A 22882-nucleotide genomic window follows, 5' to 3' on the forward strand; every position below is an offset into this window, starting at 1 on the left:
TGTCCTTCCGGGTGAGTGGGTCGTGACGGTAGGGACCCGGGAACAGGACAGTCAAAGAATTGTCATGGATACAGTTCGGTGCATGGCAGTCTCGCGCTACAAACAGCTGGTCGACGCGCTCGCATCCGACATCCGGACGGGACGGCTCGCCGCAGGTGTGCGGTTGCCGACACACCGCGGGCTCGCCGCCCGCGAGGGCATCGCCGTGGTGACCGCAACTCGGGTGTACGCCGAGCTGGAAGCGATGGGCCTGGTGAGCCGGGAACAGGGCCGCGGCACCTTCGTGCGCGACATCGCGGTTCCCGCTGGTCACGGCATCGATCAACAGGCCGTCGCCCGGGACGCGGTCGACCTCAACTTCAACTATCCGTCGCTGCCCGGCCAAGCTGACCTCCTACGGCAGGCCCTGCGAGACGTGGCCACCGCTGGTGATCTCGACTCGCTGCTGCGCTACCAACCACATCAAGGGCGTCCCCAGGACAGAGCCTCGATCGCACGGCACCTGAGGCGTCGAGGGATCACCACGGACGCAGATCGGGTCCTCGTCGTCAACGGTGCGCAGCACGGCCTGGCCATCACCGTCATGGCCGCGCTCAACGCCGGCGACGTCGTCGCGGTCGACGCGCTCACCTATCCGGGTTTCAAGGTGCTCGCGCATGCCTTTCATCTCGACCTGGAGCCCGTCCCCACAACCACCAACGGGCCGAATCTTGATGTCCTGGAAAAGCTGTGCGCGACCCGACCTGTACGCGCGATCTACACCATGCCCACCTTGCACAACCCTCTGGGCTGGGTCATGCCGGCAACTGACCGCACCCGCCTGATCAAGATCGCTCGACAGTACGGTCCGCTCATCATCGAAGACGCCTCCTACGCCTACTTGGTGGAGGACCCTCCACCGCCTCTGGCTGCCAGCGCGCCGGACATCACCGTCTACGTCACGGGGCTCTCCAAGAGCATCGCCACCGGCCTCCGGGTCGGCTTCGTCGTCGCCCCGCCGTCCACGGTGCCGTCGCTCGAACGCGCGACTCGGGTGACCACCTGGAACACCCCGGCCCTCACCACCGCGATCGCCTGCCGCTGGCTCGATGACGGCACGGTGGACCACTTGGAGGCGCAGAAACGAGACGACGCCAAGGCCCGCCAAGCACTCGCCAGACAAGAGCTGGCAGGCCTACCACTCATCAGCCACTCCTCGTCCTACTTCACATGGCTGCCACTGCCCGACGACGCACGCGCCGATCGCCTGACCGCCACCCTCGCGCGTCAGCACATCTCGGTAGCCACGGCCGAGCCGTTCACCACCTCGACGCACACACCACAGGCGCTCCGCCTCGCCCTGGGCTCGACCGATCTGGACCGTCTCCAGTCCACTCTGCGTACGGTGCGACGAGTCGCCATCGAGGATGCCTACGCCTGAACTCCCCCTCGATCAGCCGATTCCTGCCCGCGCCGGCACCCGTGTACGAAGGTCGCCGGCGCTGGGTTCCTAGGGGAGCCCGGTTGGCCCCCGAAGCGACGACTCCGGCCGTGCCCTCGGCCTCATGCACAGCCAGTCCCCGGCCGAGCCTCGCCCGCGCGTACACCTCGACCTGTTCGTGGATACGGCCGCCGAACAAGAAACGGAGGTCGAACGCCTCCTCACGCTCGGTGCCACGAGACCGGACTGGGACCTCTACCCGGAGGACCCGGACTTCGTCGTCCTGACGGACCTGACGGCGACATCTTCTGCATCGTCGACCTGAGCCACGCACCAAGCCACTGACGGCGGCAAGTTCAGGCCGCGCCGGACCTGCCGAGCCGCCCATGACCTGCGTGCGTCTCGCGAACCACGCTGTACACCGAAGTGCCGGATTTTGCCGCCGGGCGCATTCCCTGATCGCCGGCGACGAGGCCGCTCAGACCGAACTCATGCGGGGCGGCCAGCTCTCCTCAACGCCGTCGGCCGCCATTCGGCTTCCGTCGTCGGGCAGATCATCGGCGCCACGTTCGAGTCATGGCCGACGCTGAACATCCCGGGCCAGGATCTACGCCCGGCCCCTCTCGGCCGCCTCGTAGCAAGCTTCGATCAGGGCGCGCAGCTCGGTCCGGGGCGGCCCGTCCCGGACCGCCAGGTAGGTCCACATGACGGGCACCGGCCCGCTCAGGGGGCGGAACACCACGCCGGGGACAGGGAGCTGGCCGGCATGCGAGGCGTAGAAGACCGTCCAGGACGGTTTGCCGTGGCCGATGGCGGCGAGGGTGTCCTGGTCGTTGGTGAACTCCGGTCCCAGGGCGGGCGCGTAGCCGGCGGTCGTGCAGGAGCGCATCACCATGTCGTGGAGCGCGGGGTTGCGGGAGCGCGGGGAGAGCCGCAGTGGCAGGTCCGCGAGCTCGGCCAGTTCGACTGTCTCCCGCCCGGCCAGCTCGTGCCCCGCGGGCAGCGCCGCTACTAGTACGTCCTGCCACAGTGGCAGGAACTCCAGCCCAGGTGCGGTCCGTTCACCACGCAGCAGGGCGGCGTCCAGGTCACCGGCCCGCACCTGCGCCAGGCGTTGCTCGGTGCTGCCGGTGACGAGTTCCAACGGGGCGTATCCGGCGTGCCGGTTGAACGCAGTGAGTACGGCGTCCAGCCAGTCGCCCAGCCCTGAGCTGGTGCCGAGCCGCACGGTCGCGGCCTGTTCGGCCCGCAGTTCGTCGATGGCCTCCCGGGCGCGCGCCTGGAGGCCGAGCATCTCCCTGGCGTACGGGAGGAGCCGGTCGCCGGCCTCGGTGAGGCGGACCGTGCGGGTGGTGCGGGCGAACAGCTCCGTACCCAGTTCGCGTTCGAGCCGGCGGAGCTGCTGGCTGACCGCGGACTGCACGATGTGCAACCGCTCGGCGGCACGGCCGAAGTGCAGTTCCTCCGCGACGGTGAGGAAGTAGCGCAGCTGACGCAGTTCCATGGCCCCGACCCCCTGTCCACCGCGATCAGCATTGATCACGGTTCGCGATCAGTGTAGACGCGGATCGCTCATTGGCCGGTGGAGGTGATCGCGGTTGGCTGAGGACATCACGAACCGCGCGGCCGCAGGGCCTATGAGACAGAGGGAGACGACCATGCCCAGCTTGGACGTCAATGACACCGTGCTCCACTATGAGGACGAGGGGGCCGGCCCGGTGCTGCTGTTCCTGCACGGCTGGGGCACCAGCGGCCGGACCTGGGGCGCCCAGCTGCCCGATTTCACCCGGGACCACCGGGTCGTCACCGCCGACTGGCGGGGCTGCGGGCGATCGGCCCGCCCCGTTCGGGGCAACACCACCGCCGGGGTGGTCAGCGACCTGGTAGCACTGATCGACGCGCTGCGGCTGGACCGGCCGGTGGTCATCGGCTCTTCGATCGGCGGCACCTTCGCCACTGAACTGAGCCTGCAGCGACCTGAACTGGTCGCAGGAGTGGTTCCCGTGGGCGCGCCGGCGTACTGGCCGTCGACGCAGACCCAAGCTCAGGCGGATCTCGTGGCCGGCCTGCGCCGCGACCGGGCCGGTACGGTGGCCGGCTGGGTGCCGGGATGGTACGCGCCGGGAACCGCGCCCGCGCTCATCGACTGGACGGTCCGCCAGATCCTGGACTCCGGCGTCTACATCGATGAGCACCAGACCGGCGCCGAGGGCTACGACCCGCGCCCGACGCTGCCTGGGCTCCAGGTGCCGATCCACTACATCCACGGTGAGCTGGACCCCGCGATCCCCCTGGAAGTGGCCCGGACCTGCGCCGCCCTTACGCCCGGCGCCATGGTCAGCGTGATCGCCGGCGCCGGCCATATGCCACATCAGGAGCTCCCCGACCAGTTCAACGCTGCGCTGCGCGTCGCGCTCGCCCGGATGGCTCCGTCGGCCCACACCACCGCGTAACCCCGCCCGGGCGCCTCCGGCCGAGCCCACTCCACGACCGTGTGGGTGCGTAGCGAGGCAGGAGTTCCCTGCCGGACCGGGGGCGGTGAGGCTAGGCGTCTCCTCCCCCGACCTGCCGGACACGATCGCCGACACATCTGGTCCGTGCCGACGGAGTGCGGGACGCGCGGTGCGGCGCGTCCCGGATGACTCGTCACTGGCCGACGGGTCCATCAGAAGTCATACGGCTCCTTGGTGCTCCAGTTCAGTACGTCGGCCTCGTTCCAGCTGAACTGCGTCTTCTCACCCTGGATGTCGACCGAGTAGGAGGGGCCGTCGTGGCCGTCCGCACCGCGCAGGGCGATGGCGAACGACTGCGCCGTGTGGTTATTCGAGCCGTAGTCGAAGAGGTTCACCGCGCTGTATGCCTTGCCGCCGGGCTGGAGCGTGATGCGCTTGTCGCCGCCGGGGTTGTCCTTCTTCGAGTGCGGCAGTGCGGCGCTGTCGACGTCGCCGAGCTTCACGGTCGGGTACGAGGTGACCCAGCATGGCTTGGTGCCCTTGTTCGACGCGGTGACCAGCAGGTGGTCGCCCTGCTGCCCGGCGAACCGGTGCACCGCGGTGAGCAGCATCACGTCGCCGCGGCACTGCTGGGCGCCGGCCGTTGTGCCCTTGCCCCCGACCTCACCCGTCCCGCCCGAGGTGGCTGTCGAGCGCGCACCGTCCTTGGTGTCACCGCCACGGTTGGCCTGCTCCGCGCCGCCCTGGCCGTCGCCGTTGGACGCGGACCGGCTCTGCGCGCTGCCGGCGGCGCTGTCGCCGCCCGCCGCCTTCGAGCCGCCGTCCGTGCCGCCGCAGGCGGTCAGGCCCAGCGCCAGCGTGGCGGTGACTGCGGCCAGGGTGGCGGTACGAATCCGGGAAGTACGCATGATCAGGTTCCCCCTGTGCTTCGTGCGGGAGCTTCCTCAGGCCGTTCCCGCGGTGTGGACACCACTCTTCCCGGGGCCACTGACGTCCTGGAAACGCCTCACTCACGTCCCGCAAACAAACCGCGCGAACGGATGAGGCGTGAGCCGCGGGTGGCGTGGAGTTCCCCAATCGCAGCCTTGGGCCGCAGCGGTGTTGTTCACTGCCGGGCAAGCTCTCGGTCAAGGCCAAAGCGTCGGCGGCCTCCCTCCCGACCCAACGGGCGACCGCCCTTCCGGGGTACGCAACGCCCCCTTGGCCGGGAGGGTGAAGATCCTTACGACCTCGATCAGCGTAGTGACGGCAACGGCCTCGGCGGGGAGCTGCATCGGCGCAGGCTGCCCGCCGGGCCGGCGGGCAGCCAAAGCGCGTGAGTGCAATCTGCCAGGCGAAGGCCCAGCGCACAGAGACTCAGCATGACAACTCCCCCGCATGGCCCGTCTGGCTAGCACCTTTGCTGTGGCCTGAGACTCACCGCCGTGACAGCCGGAACGGCCGTGGTCCTTGGGGAGATTGTGGGCGGCCCGTCCACCTATCGAGCAGCTCGCCCAAACTCGGCGGGGGGCCCAGTCTCGTCATGCAGGGGCTACGACGGGCCGGCTACCGACTCGTTGACGGCGTTGAGGGCAAGGTGCCAGGGGTATCCCTCCCGACGCCGTTCCCCGGGTTGGTTCGGCTCGAATCCACCCGGTCCGTAGAGCACGCTGACGCCTGCGCCCCGCAGGGTCTCGATCGATAGGTCGAACTGCGGGTGCTGGACGTAGGCCGCGTTCACACATGGCATGGCCAGCATGGGGATCCCATTGCCGATGCCCTCGGCCACCACCCCGATGACGAAATGGTTCGTGAGGCCAAGCGCCCACGAGTTGATCGCATTGAACGTGGCGGGGGCGAACAAGATGACGTCAGCCGGCGGCCACGCATCCGCCTCGCCAGGCCACTTGTACTCCGACCGTACGGGCCTGCCCGTCAGATCCTCCAACGCGGCGGTGTCGTCGGCGAGCCAGCGCGCAGCCGTCGGCGTCAACCCGACACAAACGTCGAAACCGCTCTCTTGAGCGCGGCGCACCACGTCCGGAAACTCGTGGACGGGCGACGCAGCGGACCCGAACAGGTACAGCACACGGCGCGACATGGGGCCATCCCACCACAAGCAGCAGCCCCGAGCCGTGAGGTGCCGGGGCGAAAGCACTGCGCTCGCACTCGACCCCTGGGTATGACCCGCGGCGCAGCCACTCAGCCAGCGCGGCGACGTTGCCGTCCTCGCCCAGTTCTGGGTCCGGGCAGATCCTGACCGCATCCCCAGGACTACTGGCGGGAGGGAGTTATTCCGACCGTGCACCGCTCCCATCGGGTGTAGCTCGCTCCTATGGGACGCACCCGATTCACCACCGGGTCACCAGGAGCCGTGGTAGGCCAGGTTCACGGTCAGAGCGGCCACCGGCAGACAGAAGAACACGGCCCAGGGGCCCAACTGGTAGTCACGGGCTCGCAGGTGGGCACCGAACGCACCAAGGAAATACAGCGCGAGACCGGCGGCCGCGAGCGTGCCGAGGACCGGCACGGCGAAGCCGGCCAGCAGCCCCAGCGCGCCCGCCGCCAACAGCGTGCCCAGCGGGCGCATCCAGGACCGGGGCACGCGCAACTTGTCCGCCTGGCTCTTGGGGTACTCGTGGCCGATGAGGTTGGCGATGGCGGCCAGACCGTTGACGGCGGAGGTGAGCAGAGTGACCACGAGGTAGGTGGCGAACACGGAAGTCTCCTTCTTCTGCGCGGGAAAGACAGATAGTCATCCGCCCTCTTGGACGAGGCAGCGCCCCCAAAAGTGACATGCCTGGTCGGAGCAGCCCCTCACCTGGAGCCGCACCCATTCCCCTTCTTCTCCCGCTTGTTGGCCTCGCCCTCAGCTCGGGCGGCGGGGTACTCCGCCCAGTCCCGTCTGGCATAGGCGCTCAGCTCTGTCACTCGTCGTGAGGGGATGCCTGTACCCGGCGCGCACCACTCGATAGTCCGCACCCGGACTCCAGCGCGGCGACCGCTACGTCTGGACCACCACCGACATCCTTGCCTGGGCACTGGGCTACTCCCGCGGGGACAAGATCGCCCCCTGCATCCGCGAACTGGAGCGTCTGCAGCACTGACCGTCATCAAGGTCCCCGCCGGCGCAGGCCCGCAGATGCACAACGTCTATCGCCTGCGCCATCCCCCCGGCTACGCCGGACCGATGTCTCTGGGCCCTCAAATGAGCGAGTGCAGCTACGAGAATGGGCCCGCGGTATCCAGCGACGGCCCGTTCACAACCCAAGGCAACTGAGCGGCGGCTCGGGGCGTCGCCGGTGTCAGCCGGTCGCCGCGACCCCGGCTTTGGTGATGAGCATGTCGAGAAGGGCGAGCAGGGCACCGCGAGCCTCGTCACGGGAGCGGGCATCGAGCATACGGATGGGTGTGTTCGGGTCACGCAGATGCAACGCCGCCCTGATCTCCTCGGCGGTGTAGGGCTGTTCGCCGTGGAAGCAGTTCGCGGCGACCACGAACGGAAGCCCTCTGTTCTCGAAGAAGTCGATGGCCGGGAAACTACGGTCGAGGCGTCGTGTGTCAACAAGGACGATCGCCCCGAGTGCCCCGTTCAGCAGGTCGTCCCACATGAACCAGAAGCGCTCCTGGCCAGGTGTGCCGAACAGGTAGAGCACGACCTGCGCGTCGGTGAGGGTGATACGGCCGAAGTCCATCGCGACGGTGGTAACTGTCTTGGACTCGATGCCGTCGAGGTCATCGACGCCGACGCCCGCGCTCGTCAGCCGCTCCTCGGTGCGCAACGGCTCGATCTCGGAGACCGTCTCGACCAGGGTCGTCTTCCCGACCCCGAACCCCCCAGCGATGAGGATCTTGACGGGGGCCGCTTCCTGGGCAGAGGTGTCATATCCGGGCAAGGTTGTCCCTGATTCTCATGAGCAGGTGGACATTGGTGGTCTCGGCCCCTTCAAGGGGCGACCGGTGCTCGATCAGCCCCCGATCCGCGAGTTCGCCGAGAAGAAGCGTCATGGGAGTGAGGCGGATGTGCATGCGCGCCGCGATCTCGGCGACCGCCAGGCCGCCCGGAGGCGAGCACATCGCGAGGATCGCCTGCCACTCGCTGGGCAGACCGCCGTGGCCGTCCGCGACGGCCACGGCTGTGATCGTGGTGTCCATGGTGAGGGCGGCGTGTGCAGCCGCCGTACGTCCATCAGTCAGCGCGTACAGCCGCGTCCGGCGGCGGCCGCCCTCTCGCGGCCCGGGCTCGTCCGCCATTACGGGCGCTGCGCCTGGCCGCGCTCAGGCGTCCCCAGCCACTCACCGAGCGCCTGGGCGGTGCGCACGGCCTCACCGCCCAGCTCCCCCAGCCGCGCCTTACGGGAGGTCACCACGATGAGCGTGCTGCCCTCCCCGCACCCGACGATGCAGAGGTAGCTGTCGTCCATCTCGACCAACTGGCGGATTACCCGGCCGCCGTCGACCTCCCTGGATATCGCCTTCATCGTGGAAGCGATACCGGAGGACGCGGCGGCGATGCGTTCCGCCTGGTCCCGTTCCAGCTCGTACGAGCTGAGTTTGATCCCGTCGTTGGACAGGAGTACGGCTCCCTTGATGCCGGCGATCCTGCTCAGGTTGTTGTCCAGGACGCTGTAGATCATGTCGTTCGTTGGCGTCGTCATGGCTGATCCTGTCGGAGTTCTTCTTCCACTGTCTGAGTTCCGTGTTCGTAGTCTGCCCAGGCGTCGGCCACCTCTTCGGGTGTCGCCGCGTCCTGATCGACGGCAGTCTCCGGTGTGTGTGGCGCGCGGAGCCGCTCGGCGATGTGAGCCTGCGGGACCCGCTCGGGGAGGGCCGGCTTCGCGTCACCGTCCCGTGTCACGGAGGGAAGCGGCGGCTTGCTCTCCACCGGCCGCTCGGGGGAGCGCTCCGGCGTCCTACGGCCGGACGGCGCGGTCTTCGCGTCCAAGACCAGCTCGGGTTTGCGTTCGTTGAGCGTGCCCGGTGCCGGGGCGGGCGTCGCCGCCGCACGCGGCGCTTCCTTTCCAGCTCGGACCGGTTCGGTCGGCACAAGGCATTCCCCGGGAAGGATCACGACGGCCGACGTGCCCCCGTATACCGAACGGCGCAGCGTCACTGTGGCCCCGAGCTGTTCGGCGATGTGGCCGACCACGAAGAGTCCGAGCCGGTGCGCGTTCTCCGCCAGGACGGAGTACGGCGGGGCCGAGTGCAGACGCCCGTTCATCTCCTCGTAGGTTGCGGCGGTCACCCGTGGCCCGCGGTCCTCGATGTCGACCAACAGCCCGTCTGTCACCAGTTCGGCCCGGACGACCACCTTCGACTGCGGCGGGGAGAACCGGGTGGCATTGTCGAGGAGTTCTGCCAGGAGGTGGCTGATCTCGCTGATCACCCGCGGTGCCACGCTGATCTCGTCCAGGGCCTGGCGCTCGATCCGCCGGAAGTCCTCGACTTCCGCGGCGGCTTCGCGCAGCAGGTCGGCGACACGCATGGGCTCGGTGTGCGGATCGGGGATCTCGCCACCTGCCAGGATGAGCAGGTTCTCGACCTGCCGCCGCATACCCACCGTCAACTGGTCGGATCGCATCAACCCGGCGAGAAGCTCCTCGTCGTGACCGAAGGCGTCCTGCAGTTCGTCGGTGAGGGTCAGCTGCCGGCTGACCAGGTTTCCGGTGCGCGAGGCGATGCCCGCGGCGAACATACCGAAGCCCTGACGCTCGGCCGCGAGCTGCGCATGCCCGTCGACGGATACGGAGACGACCCGGGCGAACGCGTCGCTGATACGTCCGACCTCGTCCTGGTCCCCGCTCACCGCCGGCAGCACATCGTCGTCGACGGACTGCCCCCGCTGGAGCCGGGCCACGACATCCGGCAGCGTGTCCTCAGCAATGGCCACCGTGCGTTGGTGCAGACCGCGCAGACGGCGGAGGACGGAGCGCGTGGTGAGCACGATGACGGCCGCGACGGCAAGGACGGCCGCGCCGTTTCCGACGATCAGCCAGATGACCTCGGTCTCCAGCTCCGTGGCCTTGGCGTCGGCGTGCACGAGTACTGCTCGCGCCTGTTGCGCGTCGAGTGCGGCAAGGCGCGCCGCGAACTTGTCATACGCGGCCCGCCAGGCGTCGGCCACCATGGGTAGCTTGATGCCGGACGCGGTGTTCTGGTGGTCGGAGATGACCGCGTCCTCGATGCGGACCTTCGTCTTCCAGCTCTCCGAGGCGAAGACCCGGTCGTAGTCCGCTCTGTCCTCGGCCGCCAGATACGGCGCGACCCACTCGTCGTACTGGTACCGCTGGGATCCGACGGAGTTGACGAATTCGGCGAACCCGGAGGAGCTCAGGCGCCTGGACGGGCCGGCCATGGCGAGGATGGTGGTCTCGCGCGCCACCATCTCGGACACCGTGAACATCGTGACGACCACGCCGCTCTCCTGAATGAGCTCGGCGTCTTCCGCATGGCTGAACTCGTTCTGGTACACCCGGATGATGCGGTCGACGAGGTCGGAGTAGGAGCCGATCGTCCGCTCCACGCCTCCTCTGCGGGAGTCCGCCCGCTCGCGGAAAGCGGCGAGATCCGCGAGGCTGTGCTTCAGCTCCGCGACGTAACGTTCGCCCTCGCGCCCGTTCTCCGCGAGAGCTCCATCCGCCGACCGGCGGAATTCGTCCGCGGCCCGGTCCGTGGCCACGCGCCGCTCACGTAGCTCGTTCTCGGCCACGGAGCTGCCCGCCCACCATGTGGCGGTCATCGTCCGCTCAGCCTGCACTTTGACCATCAGCTTGGTCAGGGGTACGTCGATCCGCTCGCCAACTGCCACATCAGCGCGCAGGTTCTCCGACTGGTCCACCAGCCGCTGTGCGGTCATGACCACTTGGGCACTCATCGCCAGAATAGGGACGATTGCCAACCAAATGAGCAGCGTACGCAGACGCAGGGTCCGCTGCCGACGAGTCGTCGACTGCCCTCGTGCGCCTTCGGGTTCTATGGGAGACATCAGTCCTCGGGGAAGCGGGGAACACTGGGGACGGTCCAACAGCCGAGACCAGACGCAGTCCTGGGTTCAGGACTGGGGGAAGCCCGGTTCGGCTTTGGTGCGATGTGGGGGGGCGATCATAACCAGCCACACCGGAGAAACGGAGAGATGACTTCCGTTAACCATGTGTGGTATTGGCGATGGAGACGTTTGCACACGGGACGGCGTTCGGGCGCCGGCGGGCCGTCTCGGGGAGCCTCGGCTCACCCGAGTCGGGTGCCGCTGCGGGAGCTGATGTGCGCGGGGGGTGCGATGCCGCCGGGGAGGAGGGGGTCGGCTTCCGGTTCGCCCCAGGTGGAGACGAGGGGCAGGACGCCCGCCCAGATTCCGAGGGCGGCGTCGGGCCCGTCGCCGTCGTCCGGGCCGCCGGTGCGAATCTTGATCGATGCCTCTTCGAGCGAGATGGCGAGCAGGGCGGTGGCCGCCAACTCCTTACGGTTCGGCTGCCGTGCGTAGTCCCACTGACCGGGTGTGGCGTTCTCGGTCAGGCAGCGCAGCCCCTCCAGCTTCTCCTCGGGGCCAGTGACAAGGCGCGGGATGCCGTAGACCATCGCGCTGCGGTAGTTGACGCCATGCTCGAACGCCGACCGTGCGAGCACGAGGCCGTCCACATGCGTCACGGTGACGCAGACCGTCGCGTCGGGCGAGGCGACCAGGCTTCGGCTGGCCACGGAGCCGTGGAAGTAGAGGTTTTGTCCGTCGCTTCCGTAGACGGTGGGGACAACCATGGGATGCCCGTTGACGACCACCCCGAAGTGGCACATGAAGCCTGCGTCCAGGATCGCGTTGAGCTCTGCACGGTCCAGGCTTCCCTGTTCTCGCAGACGACGGTGGCGGGTGCGGTCCGTCTCCGGAAGCGTGGTGGAGAGTTGGCGGTGGTTCACGTCAGCCCTTTCACAAGTGGGGTGGCGTAGCGGGGTTTCGTAACGTGGCGGCTTGGGCTGAGGGCTTGCGATGCGTTCGAAGCCGCGAGCCATGCATGACGGGGCCGGTCCCGCCATAGACGACCGGGGGCCGCATCCGGCGCCCCTTTGCCCGCGGGAAGCAGGTGAGGGGCGAGCCGTCTGTCGGCTGCCCAGGCCCGCGCCCCGCCGTTCACGCAGGGGCATGCCTGACAGGTGAGCCGGGGCCCGGTGCGGCCGTACGCTACCGATATCGCTGCCAAGACGCCAGTGTTCAACGAAATCAGCTGCACAAAACTCAAATCGCTGCGGAAACCCTTGCGGGGATCAGCTGGCGTATGTCAGTCTCATGATCGCCGGCGAACGAGAGCAGTGGTCATCTACGGGGTGTCCTGCTGCCACCACGATCACCGTCAGGACGCCTCACTGACCGTGGGTCTGCATCTGACGTGCCTGCTCGGCGATCTGTCAGCAATCCTGTCTTTGTGAGGTGTCGGAAAGGCCGCCCGCTACCTGCCACACCCGCTCCAGCGACGGGTGGGCCAGCGATGGCACTCCGCAGCCCACCCCGGCCACGACAAGGGCTGCTGTCACTGCGGCCGCCCGGAGCTCCGCGCGGCCGGCGCATCGGGTTGGGTGGTCACCGGTGCGGCCGCGGGCACCGCGTAGGCCGTGGCAGAGCCTGCGTAGGCGGTGACCCGGGCAGCGGGCAGCGGGCAGCGGGCAGCGGGCCGACCATGGGCGGTTGGGAGGCTGAAGGCGGGGCGAACGAACTGTACCGGCGCGGGTGCCGGCGGTCGCGCCAGGGCAGTCTGGGCGAGCACCTGATGGCCAGTCAGGGTCGCCGGTCTCCCTCGGTCGGGCGCTGTGCACCAGCGCGGGCGCCTCGGTGGCGCGATCGGGTGCCGCCACCCGGCGCCGGCTCCCCCCTGATCCAGCTTTCGCGAATCTGCCACTACCCGGCGTCAGGGAACCGCGGTCCCCCTACGTGGAGGGCAGCCTCTCGATGCCCATGACGGTGATCAGCGTCTCGGGAAGGGCCAGGCGCATCCTGCCGTAGCCCCCGGACTCGACCACTGACAGGTGCCGGTCTCGGCGATCGCGAAGTTGGTGCCGGAGATCGCCACCTCTGCCGCCATGAACTTCTCGCGTAGCGTGCCGCGTCCTCGGCGTCCTCGGCACTGTCGGAGGCGTCCACGCCGCGACCGCCCCCTCCCGTACCCGCGAGCGTGATGATCTCGGATGCGTCGCCCCGGGTCCGCTGTCGGGCGCAGCCACCGCCCCAGCTCCCCCGCCAGTGCGTTCGCGCGGGCAGCGTGCCGACGGGCACCAGGGCGAGCACCCATGGCATGCTCTCGGCGATCGCCGCCCCTGTCAGCGGCGGGAACGAAGCCGCAAGGGCGCGTAGACGATGAGTGCCACGAGGAAGGCCACGTAGTACGACAGGTCGGCGCCGTGCAGTGCGTCCGCGATCGGGCCCACGTACAGGCTGGTGTTCATGAACGGTATGGCGGCGGCGAAGGCGGCGGCGAAGGCGAGCAGGGCGGGGTAGGCCGGCTGTCGCCGCTCGGACTCAGCGGCGATGTCGAGCGCCGCTCCGCCCCGTGCGCGGGCCCGCGCACGCCAGTCGACGATGACGATCGCGACGAAGCCAGGAATCCAGTAGCCGACGAACAGCAGCACGTTCTGGAAGCGCGCGGTGGTGTCCGCCGCGTGCATCCACAGCACGAGGGGGAATCCGAGCGCGGCCGCGAGGGCGGCGGCCGCGGGGCGCGGGATGCGCACCCCGACCGTCTGCAGGGCCAGCGAACCGCTGTAGTCGTTCATCGCGTTACTGCACAGCGCGGCCAGCGCCACGGCGAGCAGCCCGAAGCCACCCAGCGCCCCACCGCCGAGGAGCTCGCTCACCCCGCCGGCCGTCTGGTCGGTCAGCACGGAGGCGCCCCACAGCCCGAGCGTCTGGACGGCCACGAAGGACACCACAAGGCCGAGCAGCGTGTACCAGAACATGCGTGTACGCGAGGTCGAGGCCGGCAGGTAGCGGCTGAAGTCACTGGCGTACGGGGCCCAGGACAGGGCGAGACTCAGCGCGATGGTGCTGGTCAGGGCGAAAGCACCGACACGGTCCGCACCATGGACGGAGCCGTGGGCTGCGGGGTGCACGCCGTCCAGCAGCCGCCAGGCGATCAGCGCGAAGGCCGCGCCGAGCACGAACGTCATGACGATCTGCAGGCGGTGGATCGCCTCGTAGCCGAAGACTCCGAGGACACCTTGGGCGACCAGCATGACCAGGACACCGAGCCAGAAGGGCCAGCCGCACAGCCGGGCCAGCGCGTCCCCGCCGAACAGCCCGATCAGCGCGTCCCACGCGATGGAGGACAGCCACTGCAGGACCCCGGGCAGCGCGACGGCCCGGCCGAACGCCAGCCCAGCCAGAGGCAGTTGACCTGCTCCGGTCCGGCTTCCCCAGGTCCCCAGGTAGGCGGTGGGCACCGCACCGAGGACCGTACCGAGCACGACGGCAGCGAGCGCGGTGGCGAAGTCCAGGCCGAGCGCGACGCCGACCGTGCCGGTGAAGACGCCGGTCATGGTCAGATTGGGGGCGAACCACACGGTGAAAAGGCGCCCGGCCGTGCCGTAGCGGTTACTCTCCGGAATCGGCTCGATGCCGTGCGCCTCGACGGTCAGGTCGCCGGGCGCCGCAGGCATCCGGCCGTCGAAGGCGGCCGGCCTGCCGTCGGCGGTCAGCCCACTGGAAACATGCGTCCACGACATGAAGACATCCCTCCGCCAGTACGAACTGGTTCAGGTTCGACGGGTGTGATCTCAGCCCCCTGGTGGGGCACCCCGTGTCCGGTATGCCAAACACCTTAACGCGCCCTCTGGTGTGCTCATGCAGGCGGGGAGAGGACGGTGAGGGTGCCGGACGGACATCGCGCTCGGCAACCTCTCCCCCGCACACTTCAGGTGCGGACCGTAACTGCCGCTTTCCCGGGCGCGGCCCTCTGGTTCAGCGGGCGTGAGTGACCGGATCGACCTATGCCGCTTGCCGACCCTCCGCCGACCTCCGCCACCCGCCCCTGCCCCTGCCCCGCCCGGAGGCACCTTCACACCGGGCGGTCTTGGTCAAACGTAGCGATCCGGGCACGGTCGGGAGCAGCAGGTCCAGCCCCTTGGTCATGTCGAGACGGTAGGTGCCGTGCGGGTTGATGCCCGACCAGAAGAGCGCGGTCGGTCCGCGCCTGTCCTCGTCGGACAGCTTTTTCGCCCCGGCCCGTTCGGCGAGGACCTGCTGCGACAACAGAGTGTTGACGTGGACCAGCGCGGACTGGAGCAGGTGGAGCCCGACATCCACCTGAGCGTCGTCCGTGTGCATCCCAATGGAACGGCTGAGGGGGAAGTCGTGGGCTCCAAGATCCTTTCAGTGTCCGGCCGCTCGCCTGCGTCCGCTGAGGCTCCCGGCCGAGACTGGCTGCTGGAGTCAGCGCCGTAGCAGTCGCTTCTGCACCGATTCCAGCGGTCCGTGCTCGAACCGCCGCAGCCACAGGCGTGCCCCGATCACCAGCACCAGGCACATCGCCGCCCACAGACCCATCACCCACCACGGGCCGCTGTCCGCCCAACGGGACGCCAGACCCAGGCCGATGCCGTAGCAGCCCAGCATGGCGAGCACGTTCTGCAGTACGTAGCAGGACAGGGCCGTACGGCCGACGGAGGTCAGGGCGGAGGTCAATGGGCCCGGGTGGCGGAGCCGGTCCATCACCATGCCGACGAGGCCGAGGTAGCCGATCGCCAGCACCGGCGCCGCCACGTACCGCTCCAGGAAGAAGAAGTCCGAACCGCCCAGCACGGCAAAGGTGGTGAGGGGTAGGCCGATCCCCAGTCCCCACCCGGCCAGCCGACGTCGAATGCGCCGCCCCGCTGCATCGCTCTGAAAGGCCCCGCCCCTGAAGAGCCGTACGCCGAGCAGGAACAGGAACACCAACAGCCCGAAGGAGAGCACCGGTTCCATGCGCAGCACCATGGCGTGCGACAGCCGGAAGGCGACCTGTTCCGCGTAACCGCCCTTGGCGTACAGCGCCACGGCCTCGGCGTCGGGTCCGCCATCCGTCCCGCCGCCCGATGCGAGCAGCATGGCAGCCGTGAGCAGCGTCATCGCCACCAGGTGGAGTCCGCCCATGACGATCCACGTCACGCGCTGGGCCCGCGCGGAACGCGTGAGCAGCCAGGCCACCAGCAACGCGACCACCGCGTACCCCATCAACACATCCCAGGCAAAGACGAGTACGAAGTGCACGGTCCCCTCGGCGAAGAGGAACAGCGCCCGCCACGTGTACCGGCCCGGCCACGGCTGCCCGCGCTTGGCAGCCGACCGGAACTGGATGGCCAGCCCGACCCCGAAGAGGATCGTCAGCATCGACAGAAACTTGCCGTTCGCGAGGGACCGGAAGATCGTCTCCGCCACCCCGGCAAGGGATGACGAGTAGTGAGCCTCCATCGAGGTTCCGGCGTTCCCGCTGAGGACGCCCCACTCGGCGCCCGGCCCGGCGAAGATCCAGACGTTGCTCATCAACGTCCCGAGAATCGCCACCCCACGCAACACATCCAGCAACGGCAGGCGCGCCCGCGCCCCGCAGCCTGCGCTCCCGGTGGCCCCCTCCGCCGCTACGACCGACTGCGTCCCCATTACCTCGGCCACCCCAACTCCCCCCGTATTGCTCGCTTTCCCACCATGGTCGGGGCGCTCGGGACCGGATTCTTCGTCCGCAGCGACGACATCCCACTACATCCTTCGATGCAGTAAGTGCGAGACGCCCGGCGTGTCCCGTCGGTGTCAACGAGGACAGCCAATCCCGTTTCTGGAGCATGCGACGCTTGCGCAACGGAAGGGGCGGCGCCGAAATCCTTCGGTGCCGCCCCTTCCCACTGTCTGTCTGCGTGCTCAGGAGCCCCCGTGGCGTCCCCGAACATGGGACCGTCCCCCGAGTTTCCGATGCCTACGGACGAGGCACCGAAGCTCACCGCGCCGGTGCCCGTGATGCCCCCGGTGGAGCCGCGCAGGACCCACACGGCGCCGTCGTCTTCTGTTCTCGCCGCCCGCGCCCGCTCATCAGATCACCACGCCCCACGAGCCGTGATCATCCACGACGGGGCGCGCCCACTGCGGGCGCGCCACTCCAAGATCCGCTTCCGCAGCAGCCCCTGGGCCCCGGCCGGCGGCTGAAGGAATCAGCCGCTCCCTTGGATGCAGCGGGGGCACCCGGGGGCGCAGGAGCCGAGCGGATGAGCTGGGCATGCTTGCCCTACCCCTCAACTGATGGTTTGGCCCGGGAAGGTGAGGGGGGGCCTGAATGCGTCCCTAACGTGGTTCGTGCCGTGGCCTTCGGGCTGCGATGCGGTGTCGCTTCCGGCGGCACCGGAGCAGTGACAGACGCAGTGGCAGACAAGGAGCACTGAGTGGCGAACTTCCAGACGGGCGAGATTCCCCCCGGCTTCGCGTTCACCGAGAGCGGCGGGCTCATCCACTACAAGTACGGCATCGTTCTGGCCGTCCCGGCAGCCAACCAGGCCGGCTGGTCAGGCGACATGTGGATCAGCTTCGCCGCCGCCTGGGCGGATGCAAAGATCAAGGTGAACTGGCACGACGGCACCAACTGGAGCGCCGCCGTGGACTTGAACGTCACGAACGCGGGCGGCCGCGTCCACAACGGCGCGAAACTCCCGACGAGTACGCAGAAGATCGCCATCGGGCGCGTCAAGAAGAGCGCTACCGACAGCGAGGACGACATCCCCGTCAGCTGGCTGCTCCAAGTCGCCGAGGCATGATCCAGGCCCCCTCCTAAAACTCCCGATGCCCGGTCCGGCTCAGCAGGCCGGCCCGGGCATCGGCGTGGTGGCCGTAGCCTTGCCGGCCGAGCAGGTCAGCGCCGTTGTTGAAGGCAATGATGTCGTCGCAGCGGTTGAGCGGTGCCTCCTCTACGAGGCGGGCCCTGTGCCGATGTCCATGAGGCGGCGGCAACTCGTCTGGCTCGATCAATGATCAGCAAGACGTCCCCTGGGACAACGGGATACATTGCGCGCGTCGACGGTCTGGCTGCTTGAGGAGGGGAAGCGTGACCGACACCAGCAAAGCCCGATCCGCGGACGAGTCAGCGCATGCGACCCAGCAGAGCCGACTGCGCCGCCTGATGCGCTTTATCCCTATGATCGCCCCCGTCCTGCTGTGGACGGTGCCTTGCTGGGTGCTGCTGTACGCAGGCCAGGACTGGCCACTCCCCGTGACGCTGGGCGGCACCGCCTTTTTCGGCCTCGGTCTGATCGGGATGCCGCTCGCGATGGTGCGCGGCCACGGCCGGCGGCAGCAGGACTGGGCGGCGATCGTCGGCGACACCCTCCTTGGCACCATCTGGGTGCTGTTCACCTGGTCCGTTCTGCTCGGCGTCCTGCTGCGCCTCGCCCTGACGGTGGCCGGCGCAGGCGACGGACAGAACCGGGCCCGGATCGTCACCTGGGCGGTCCTCGGCGTAGCCGCCGTGCTGCTCGCCTGGGGGTACGCCGAGGCCCGCCGGGTACCACGGGTGCGCCACCTCGACGTACAACTCCCGCGCCTGGGCGCCGGATTGGACGGAACCCGCGTCGCCCTCATCACCGACACCCACTACGGCCCACTCGACCGCGCCCGCTGGTCGGCGCGAGTCTGCGCGACGGTCAACACCCTGGAGGCCGATCTGGTCTGCCACACCGGCGACATCGCCGACGGCACGGCCGAACGCCGCCGCGCCCAGGCCGCTCCGCTCGGCACCGTGCGAGCCACCCGGGCCCGGGTCTACGTAACCGGAAATCACGAGTACTACGGCGAGGCCCAGGGCTGGGTAGACCTGATGGACGAGCTGGGTTGGGAGCCTCTGCGCAACCGGCATCTGCTGCTCGAACGCGGCGGCGACACCCTTGTGGTCGCCGGCGTGGATGACGTCACCGCCGAGTCCTCGGGCCTGGCCGGCCACCGCGCTCACCTCGCAGGAGCCCTGAACGGCGCCGACCCGGACCTGCCGATCCTGCTCTTGGCCCACCAGCCCAAGTTCGTAGACCAGGCCGCAGCCGGCGGCATCGACCTCCAACTCTCCGGACACACCCACGGTGGCCAGATCTGGCCCTTCCACCACCTCGTTCGCCTCGACCAGCCCGCCCTCGCCGGCCTCAGCCGCCACGGCACCCGCACCCTCCTCTACACCAGCCGCGGCACCGGTTTCTGGGGCCCGCCGTTCCGCGTCTTCGCCCCCAGCGAGATCACCCTGCTCGTACTGCGCTCCCCACAGCGGCCCCTCACGCCGTAACACGGAGCGGGCCGACAATCCCGCATGGACCGGCTCACCGAGTCGAAGCCTGCCGCCCCGTCCGAAGCTCCGCGCCCCGGAGGCGGCGGGCTGGTGGACGTCGCTGGTCATCGCGGCTCACGCCCCGCTCGAGCCCGGCCCGTGCGCCGAAATCCAACCGTCCCTGCCCCGGACGCCTGGGCAAGACCACCAGACGCCCCCGAAAGCATCACCGAAAGCGACCAGCTAGACGCTGAACACAGCATTCAGAAGGGGACGGTCAGCCCGGCTTCTCGCAGTCGAAGCAGTGCCCTGCCCATGCACTCGGCGACCGAGGCCCCGTCGGCTCTCATCCCACCGTCCAACGGCCCACCGGAAGCGGCGAACGTCCACGCCGGCTGACCGTCATGCATGCGCTCCGCGTCCACCCGGATCATGGCACCGACACCCTGCTCGCCGAGCCATTCCAAGATGAGCAAGGTCGCGTCCTCGACGCCGCTGTTCAGGTCCACCTTGGGCCGCCGCCCCATTCCCTTGGCCATGGCCACAACCCTACTCAGCGCCCGGTCGGACCTCGTGACGCACTTTCAGGGCGGCTCTCAGACCATGAAGAATCAAGGTCAGCTTGTTCTCTATCTACCAAGAGCCAGGTCGCCCTGATCGTCCTTGATCTTCACCTTGACCCAGGCATGGCCGCTGCTGTTGCCGTCGCCGACGCCGTCGACGTTGCACTCGAACTCCCGGCCCGCCTCGACGGGGACGGAAGCGGGGCAGCTGACATCGTCGATGGTCGGGGGCTTGGCGAAGTCGTCGGAGGTTTTGACATCGTTCAGCACGGCCCGCGCCAGCGCGTCCTGATCCAGTACGCGCTGCGGCTGCACGGCGGGACTCCCCGCCAGCAGCATGATGGTGAAGGTGAGCGCACAACAGGCGATCACGGCCAGGGAGAGCACGATGGCGGTACGGGCGAAGCTGCGTTGATCAGTCACGCGGACAGTCCTATCCGGTTGTCCGTGCTCATACAATCCCCTGTGGCGACGTGAAGACGCCTCTCGGTACTGCGGAGTGCTCGCACCACTACCTGCGCGGCCGGAGAGGCGCCGACCCCGGACAGCCACCCGGCGCCAAGAACAAATGCCCGACACCCCGCTACGACGTCCGTAACAGCGCTGTGGGCTGGTCGGACGACGCCCGGATCCGCAGCTAACCGAGCGCCGACGGGTGCTCGGCTGGACGGCGTCCCCAGGCCGAGATCAGCGGCGCGAGTGTCAGGTCGAGTTGGCCCGCGTGGATGGCGGCCAAGTGCGCGTCGATCTCGGCGTCGTCAGCCAGACCGGCCGCGAGCAGCTCGCCGCGCACGTGCCGGATGGTCGCCGCCTCCAACCGGTCGCAGGCCGGCCCGCCGACCGGGAAGGAGCCCGCCGCGGCGACATCTACCAAGCCGGCCTCACGCAATGCCCGCGGCAGTGTCCGGCCGTAGCGCAGGGCCGCGCCGCGGCGCGCCAGCAGTTCCCGGACCGCGTCGCGCAGCCGGTTGGCCCGCCGCTCCGCCGGGCCGCTGTCGTCCAGGCATGCCAGTGGCTGCAGAGCGGTATCGGCGTCCTCGATCAGCAGCCAGCCGCCAGGCCGCAGCGCCGCCACCATCGTGGCCAACGCCCGAGCCCGGTCGGGTACATGGACCAGCACGAGCCGGGCGTGCACCAAATCGAATGTCCCCGGCTCCGGGGGCGGATCAGCGGCGACGTCGTGCCGGCGCACCTCGTACCCGTCACCTGCCTTCAGCCACGACGGGTCGATGTCCGTGACCAGCACGTGCCCGGTCGGACCGACGGCCGCCGCGAGCGCCTCCGGGATACTGGGGCCACCGGCCCCCACTTCCCAGCAGCGCGAGCCGGCCCCGACCCCCAGTCGATCGAAGTGCCCGTGCGTCACACCGTCGAACAGCTCGGCCAGCCAAACGAATCGCTCGCCCGCCTCGGCGCGCGCATTGTCCAGCAGGTACCCGCGGGCGGGGGTGAACTCTCCACCGAGCGCGGTAGTCCCGTCTAACGGATCCGGTCGGCCACCGACGTGCGGCGGGCGGGGCGAAGAAGTCATGACTACATGGTCAACCTCCCCAGGCCACCAGCGCCACGACGACGGGAGAGGAATGCCTCACACAGCCGGCGAACCCCGCACGTCCTACAGCACGGTTCTGCACCTTGACGCGCCGGCAGGGGTACATGCATTCGACCCCCACAGCAAGCGCACCAGGAGCGGGACAGTGCGCTGACCGGACTGTCGGCTACGGCCGGTTCGACTCGTACCGGACGCCTTCGATCACGACGTAGAGCCCGGGCCAGCGGATCCAGCAGATGCAGGCGACGACATCGCTGTTTCGAGCGGATGGATGAGGAAGAGCCATCGTTCGGGGAGAGTCGGCTGCCCTGCGCGACAAGGGCGTGCAGCCAGCGGAGCGGCTCGCCGACGTGGTGCTGAGACGTGCAGGGCGTGGCTGTACCTCGTTCGCGTGGAAACACCGGCGATGGAAGGCCACGGCCGTGCCGGGAACAGCCGGCCGGTCGGCGCGGTTGCATCGTCCGAGGGACCGGCGCCACACGGGCGGGGAACACGGAGACCGCGAGGTCGTCCGCCCCACCAGGATCCGGGCCCAGGGAGCGCGGTACGCCCGCCGCGCGCTCGGCCCACGACGTATTTCTGCAGAGGACTTTTCATGACTGACCGGCCCTTGACGCTCATGGCAGTGCACGCCCACCCCGATGACGAGGCCACCGGAACCGGAGGGGTCCTCGCTCGGTATGCGGCGGAAGGGATCCGCACGGTTCTCGTGACGTGTACCGACGGCGGTTGCGGGGACGGACCGGGGGGTGTCAAGCCGAGCGACCCCGAGCACGATTCCGCGGCCGTCGCCTTGATGCGCCGTCGAGAACTCGAGGCGAGCTGCGAGGTCCTGAAGATCAGCGATCTGGAGATGCTGGACTATGCGGACTCCGGGATGATCGGCTGGCCGAGCAACGACGCCCCCAGATCCTTCTGGCAGACGCCCGTGGAGGAAGGCGCCGCCCGAGTTGCGGAACTGATGCGGCACTACCGACCCGATGTGGTCGTCACCTACGACGAGAACGGCTTCTACGGCCACCCCGACCACATCCAGGCCCACCGCATCACGATGGCGGCACTGGAGATGACCGAGCTGACACCGAAGGTGTACTGGACGACGATGCCCCGCTCGATGATGCAGCGGTTCGGGGAGACCATGCGCGAACTCGGAGACATGCCGGAGCCGGATCCTGCCGAGGCCGCCGCGTTGGCCGAGATCGGCCTCCCCGATGATGAGATCACCACGTGGGTGGACACCACCCCATTCAGCGGTCAGAAGTTCGACGCGCTGGCCGCGCACGCCAGTCAGGGCGAGAACATCTTCTTCCTCAAGATGGGCAAGGAGAGGTTCGGCGAGTTGATGGGCATGGAGACCTTCGTACGTGTCAAGGACGCCACCGGCGCGACCGTACCCGAGAACGATCTCTTCGCCGGACTGCGCTGATCCGTCCGTCCGACCGGGGCCCGTCCGCACGGGCCCCGGGTCGGGCAGGCCCCCGATGGTTCCGGGGAGTTCAAGTAACCGGCTGCCGACTGCGTGCAGAGCGGGGCAGCCGCACGGCGTAGAGCAGAGCCGACAGGCAGGCCGGCTCCGACGGCACGCATCCGCCTGTTCGGGACCGGCCGAGGACGAACGCCTGCGTGGCGGGCTTCGTGCCAGTGATTCCGATGACGACGGCTTCAACGGTGCG

Annotated in this window: 21 protein-coding genes, 2 pseudogenes and 1 riboswitch; of the genes and pseudogenes, 7 read left to right on the forward strand and 16 right to left on the reverse strand. The window is 68.9% G+C overall.

From position 1 onward, the window contains the following. Positions 1-82: 82 nt before the first annotated feature. Both QOM21_RS00355 and QOM21_RS00360 read left to right on the forward strand, forming a co-directional pair. Positions 83-1420, forward strand: a complete 1338-nt coding sequence (locus QOM21_RS00355) for a PLP-dependent aminotransferase family protein (RefSeq protein ID WP_407547465.1) — start codon at positions 83-85, stop codon at positions 1418-1420. Positions 1421-1514: 94 nt separating this feature from the next. After that, positions 1515-1765 (forward strand): annotated as a pseudogene (locus QOM21_RS00360) (VOC family protein); the annotation flags it as partial. 262 nt (positions 1766-2027) lie between these two features. Here the strand turns inward: QOM21_RS00360 and QOM21_RS00365 are convergent. Then, on the reverse strand, positions 2028-2924 hold the full coding sequence (locus tag QOM21_RS00365) for a LysR family transcriptional regulator (RefSeq protein ID WP_407547466.1): 897 nt from the start codon (positions 2922-2924) through the stop codon (positions 2028-2030). A 154-nt stretch (positions 2925-3078) separates the two neighbouring features. On the opposite strand from QOM21_RS00365, the gene QOM21_RS00370 reads away from it, so the two are divergent. Next, positions 3079-3873, forward strand: coding sequence for an alpha/beta fold hydrolase (locus QOM21_RS00370; protein ID WP_407547467.1), 795 nt, complete (start codon positions 3079-3081; stop codon positions 3871-3873). A 212-nt stretch (positions 3874-4085) separates the two neighbouring features. On the opposite strand, the gene QOM21_RS00375 is transcribed toward QOM21_RS00370, so the two are convergent. The 12 genes and pseudogenes from QOM21_RS00375 to QOM21_RS00430 all read right to left on the reverse strand — a co-directional run bounded on the left by QOM21_RS00375 (position 4086) and on the right by QOM21_RS00430 (position 16348). Beyond that, entirely contained in the window at positions 4086-4781 is a 696-nt protein-coding gene (locus tag QOM21_RS00375) for a DUF4232 domain-containing protein (RefSeq protein ID WP_407547468.1), read from the reverse strand. 623 nt (positions 4782-5404) lie between these two features. Beyond that, a complete protein-coding gene (locus QOM21_RS00380; protein WP_407547469.1) occupies positions 5405-5953 on the reverse strand; it encodes a flavoprotein in 549 nt (182 codons plus the stop codon). Positions 5954-6214: 261 nt separating this feature from the next. After that, on the reverse strand, positions 6215-6571 hold the full coding sequence (locus QOM21_RS00385) for a DoxX family protein (RefSeq protein ID WP_407547470.1): 357 nt from the start codon (positions 6569-6571) through the stop codon (positions 6215-6217). A gap of 586 nt (positions 6572-7157) precedes the next feature. Next, entirely contained in the window at positions 7158-7748 is a 591-nt protein-coding gene (locus QOM21_RS00390; protein WP_407547471.1) for a GTP-binding protein, read from the reverse strand. Next, positions 7735-8106, reverse strand: a complete 372-nt coding sequence (locus tag QOM21_RS00395; RefSeq protein ID WP_053209654.1) for a DUF742 domain-containing protein — start codon at positions 8104-8106, stop codon at positions 7735-7737. Before QOM21_RS00395 ends, QOM21_RS00390 begins: the two co-directional genes overlap by 14 nt. Next, complete coding sequence (locus QOM21_RS00400; RefSeq protein WP_407547472.1) at positions 8106-8510, reverse strand: roadblock/LC7 domain-containing protein; 405 nt, start codon at positions 8508-8510, stop codon at positions 8106-8108. The genes QOM21_RS00395 and QOM21_RS00400 overlap by 1 nt, the downstream gene beginning before the upstream one ends. Further along, positions 8507-10726 (reverse strand): nitrate- and nitrite sensing domain-containing protein, encoded by a 2220-nt coding sequence (locus QOM21_RS00405; protein WP_407547473.1) that lies wholly within the window; start codon positions 10724-10726, stop codon positions 8507-8509. Before QOM21_RS00405 ends, QOM21_RS00400 begins: the two co-directional genes overlap by 4 nt. Positions 10727-11079: 353 nt before the next feature. After that, positions 11080-11760 carry a pyridoxamine 5'-phosphate oxidase family protein gene (locus QOM21_RS00410; RefSeq protein ID WP_407547474.1) on the reverse strand — a complete coding sequence of 227 codons (681 nt, stop codon included), beginning with the start codon at positions 11758-11760 and terminating at the stop codon, positions 11080-11082. A 1014-nt stretch (positions 11761-12774) separates the two neighbouring features. Next, positions 12775-12941, reverse strand: a pseudogene (locus QOM21_RS00415) (LUD domain-containing protein); the annotation flags it as partial. A 211-nt stretch (positions 12942-13152) separates the two neighbouring features. Further along, a complete protein-coding gene (locus QOM21_RS00420; protein ID WP_407547475.1) occupies positions 13153-14553 on the reverse strand; it encodes a purine-cytosine permease family protein in 1401 nt (466 codons plus the stop codon). Then, positions 14544-14638: riboswitch (TPP riboswitch) on the reverse strand. (Overlaps the previous gene by 10 nt.) A gap of 177 nt (positions 14639-14815) precedes the next feature. Then, positions 14816-15154 carry a Tn3 family transposase gene (locus tag QOM21_RS00425; RefSeq protein ID WP_407547476.1) on the reverse strand — a complete coding sequence of 113 codons (339 nt, stop codon included), beginning with the start codon at positions 15152-15154 and terminating at the stop codon, positions 14816-14818. A 105-nt stretch (positions 15155-15259) separates the two neighbouring features. After that, entirely contained in the window at positions 15260-16348 is a 1089-nt protein-coding gene (locus tag QOM21_RS00430; protein ID WP_407547477.1) for a DUF418 domain-containing protein, read from the reverse strand. A gap of 887 nt (positions 16349-17235) precedes the next feature. Here QOM21_RS00430 and QOM21_RS00435 point away from each other — a divergent pair. Together QOM21_RS00435 and QOM21_RS00440 are read left to right on the forward strand one after the other, a co-directional pair. Beyond that, positions 17236-17604: a hypothetical protein gene (locus QOM21_RS00435; protein WP_407547478.1), complete on the forward strand. Its 369-nt coding sequence runs from the start codon at positions 17236-17238 to the stop codon at positions 17602-17604. A gap of 287 nt (positions 17605-17891) precedes the next feature. Further along, positions 17892-19112, forward strand: coding sequence for a metallophosphoesterase (locus tag QOM21_RS00440; protein ID WP_407547479.1), 1221 nt, complete (start codon positions 17892-17894; stop codon positions 19110-19112). Positions 19113-19357: 245 nt separating this feature from the next. Here QOM21_RS00440 and QOM21_RS00445 read toward each other — a convergent pair whose 3' ends face one another. Further along, positions 19358-19633 carry a hypothetical protein gene (locus QOM21_RS00445; RefSeq protein ID WP_407547480.1) on the reverse strand — a complete coding sequence of 92 codons (276 nt, stop codon included), beginning with the start codon at positions 19631-19633 and terminating at the stop codon, positions 19358-19360. A 90-nt stretch (positions 19634-19723) separates the two neighbouring features. After that, positions 19724-20080 carry a DUF4333 domain-containing protein gene (locus tag QOM21_RS00450; protein ID WP_407547481.1) on the reverse strand — a complete coding sequence of 119 codons (357 nt, stop codon included), beginning with the start codon at positions 20078-20080 and terminating at the stop codon, positions 19724-19726. Between the two features lie 50 nt (positions 20081-20130). On the opposite strand from QOM21_RS00450, the gene QOM21_RS00455 reads away from it, so the two are divergent. Then, positions 20131-20298, forward strand: a complete 168-nt coding sequence (locus QOM21_RS00455; RefSeq protein WP_407547482.1) for a hypothetical protein — start codon at positions 20131-20133, stop codon at positions 20296-20298. On the opposite strand, the gene QOM21_RS00460 is transcribed toward QOM21_RS00455, so the two are convergent. Then, positions 20295-21188, reverse strand: a complete 894-nt coding sequence (locus QOM21_RS00460; protein ID WP_407547483.1) for a methyltransferase domain-containing protein — start codon at positions 21186-21188, stop codon at positions 20295-20297. The two genes, QOM21_RS00455 and QOM21_RS00460, sit on opposite strands and share 4 nt — an antisense overlap. Before the next feature lie 616 nt (positions 21189-21804). Between QOM21_RS00460 and QOM21_RS00465 the strand changes: the two genes are divergently transcribed. Beyond that, positions 21805-22635 (forward strand): PIG-L family deacetylase, encoded by an 831-nt coding sequence (locus QOM21_RS00465; protein WP_407547484.1) that lies wholly within the window; start codon positions 21805-21807, stop codon positions 22633-22635. The last annotated feature ends 247 nt before the right edge of the window (positions 22636-22882 follow it).

The organism is Streptomyces sp. Pv4-95 (assembly GCF_045782725.1).
In the GTDB taxonomy this organism is placed as follows: domain Bacteria; phylum Actinomycetota; class Actinomycetes; order Streptomycetales; family Streptomycetaceae; genus Streptomyces.

Excerpts from the sequence above, each read along its gene's own strand:
- QOM21_RS00460 (WP_407547483.1), bottom strand. The coding sequence starts at position 21,188 with ATGACTTCTTCGCCCCGCCCGCCGCACGTCGGTGGCCGACCGGATCCG.
- QOM21_RS00445 (WP_407547480.1), bottom strand. The coding sequence starts at position 19,633 with ATGGCCAAGGGAATGGGGCGGCGGCCCAAGGTGGACCTGAACAGCGGC.
- QOM21_RS00375 (WP_407547468.1), bottom strand. The coding sequence starts at position 4,781 with ATGCGTACTTCCCGGATTCGTACCGCCACCCTGGCCGCAGTCACCGCC.
- QOM21_RS00430 (WP_407547477.1), bottom strand. The coding sequence starts at position 16,348 with ATGAGCAACGTCTGGATCTTCGCCGGGCCGGGCGCCGAGTGGGGCGTC.
- QOM21_RS00465 (WP_407547484.1), top strand. The coding sequence starts at position 21,805 with ATGACTGACCGGCCCTTGACGCTCATGGCAGTGCACGCCCACCCCGAT.
- QOM21_RS00365 (WP_407547466.1), bottom strand. The coding sequence starts at position 2,924 with ATGGAACTGCGTCAGCTGCGCTACTTCCTCACCGTCGCGGAGGAACTG.
- QOM21_RS00355 (WP_407547465.1), top strand. The coding sequence starts at position 83 with ATGGCAGTCTCGCGCTACAAACAGCTGGTCGACGCGCTCGCATCCGAC.
- QOM21_RS00420 (WP_407547475.1), bottom strand. The coding sequence starts at position 14,553 with ATGTCGTGGACGCATGTTTCCAGTGGGCTGACCGCCGACGGCAGGCCG.
- QOM21_RS00380 (WP_407547469.1), bottom strand. The coding sequence starts at position 5,953 with ATGTCGCGCCGTGTGCTGTACCTGTTCGGGTCCGCTGCGTCGCCCGTC.
- QOM21_RS00395 (WP_053209654.1), bottom strand. The coding sequence starts at position 8,106 with ATGGCGGACGAGCCCGGGCCGCGAGAGGGCGGCCGCCGCCGGACGCGG.
- QOM21_RS00400 (WP_407547472.1), bottom strand. The coding sequence starts at position 8,510 with ATGACGACGCCAACGAACGACATGATCTACAGCGTCCTGGACAACAAC.
- QOM21_RS00370 (WP_407547467.1), top strand. The coding sequence starts at position 3,079 with ATGCCCAGCTTGGACGTCAATGACACCGTGCTCCACTATGAGGACGAG.
- QOM21_RS00405 (WP_407547473.1), bottom strand. The coding sequence starts at position 10,726 with ATGAGTGCCCAAGTGGTCATGACCGCACAGCGGCTGGTGGACCAGTCG.
- QOM21_RS00425 (WP_407547476.1), bottom strand. The coding sequence starts at position 15,154 with ATGCACACGGACGACGCTCAGGTGGATGTCGGGCTCCACCTGCTCCAG.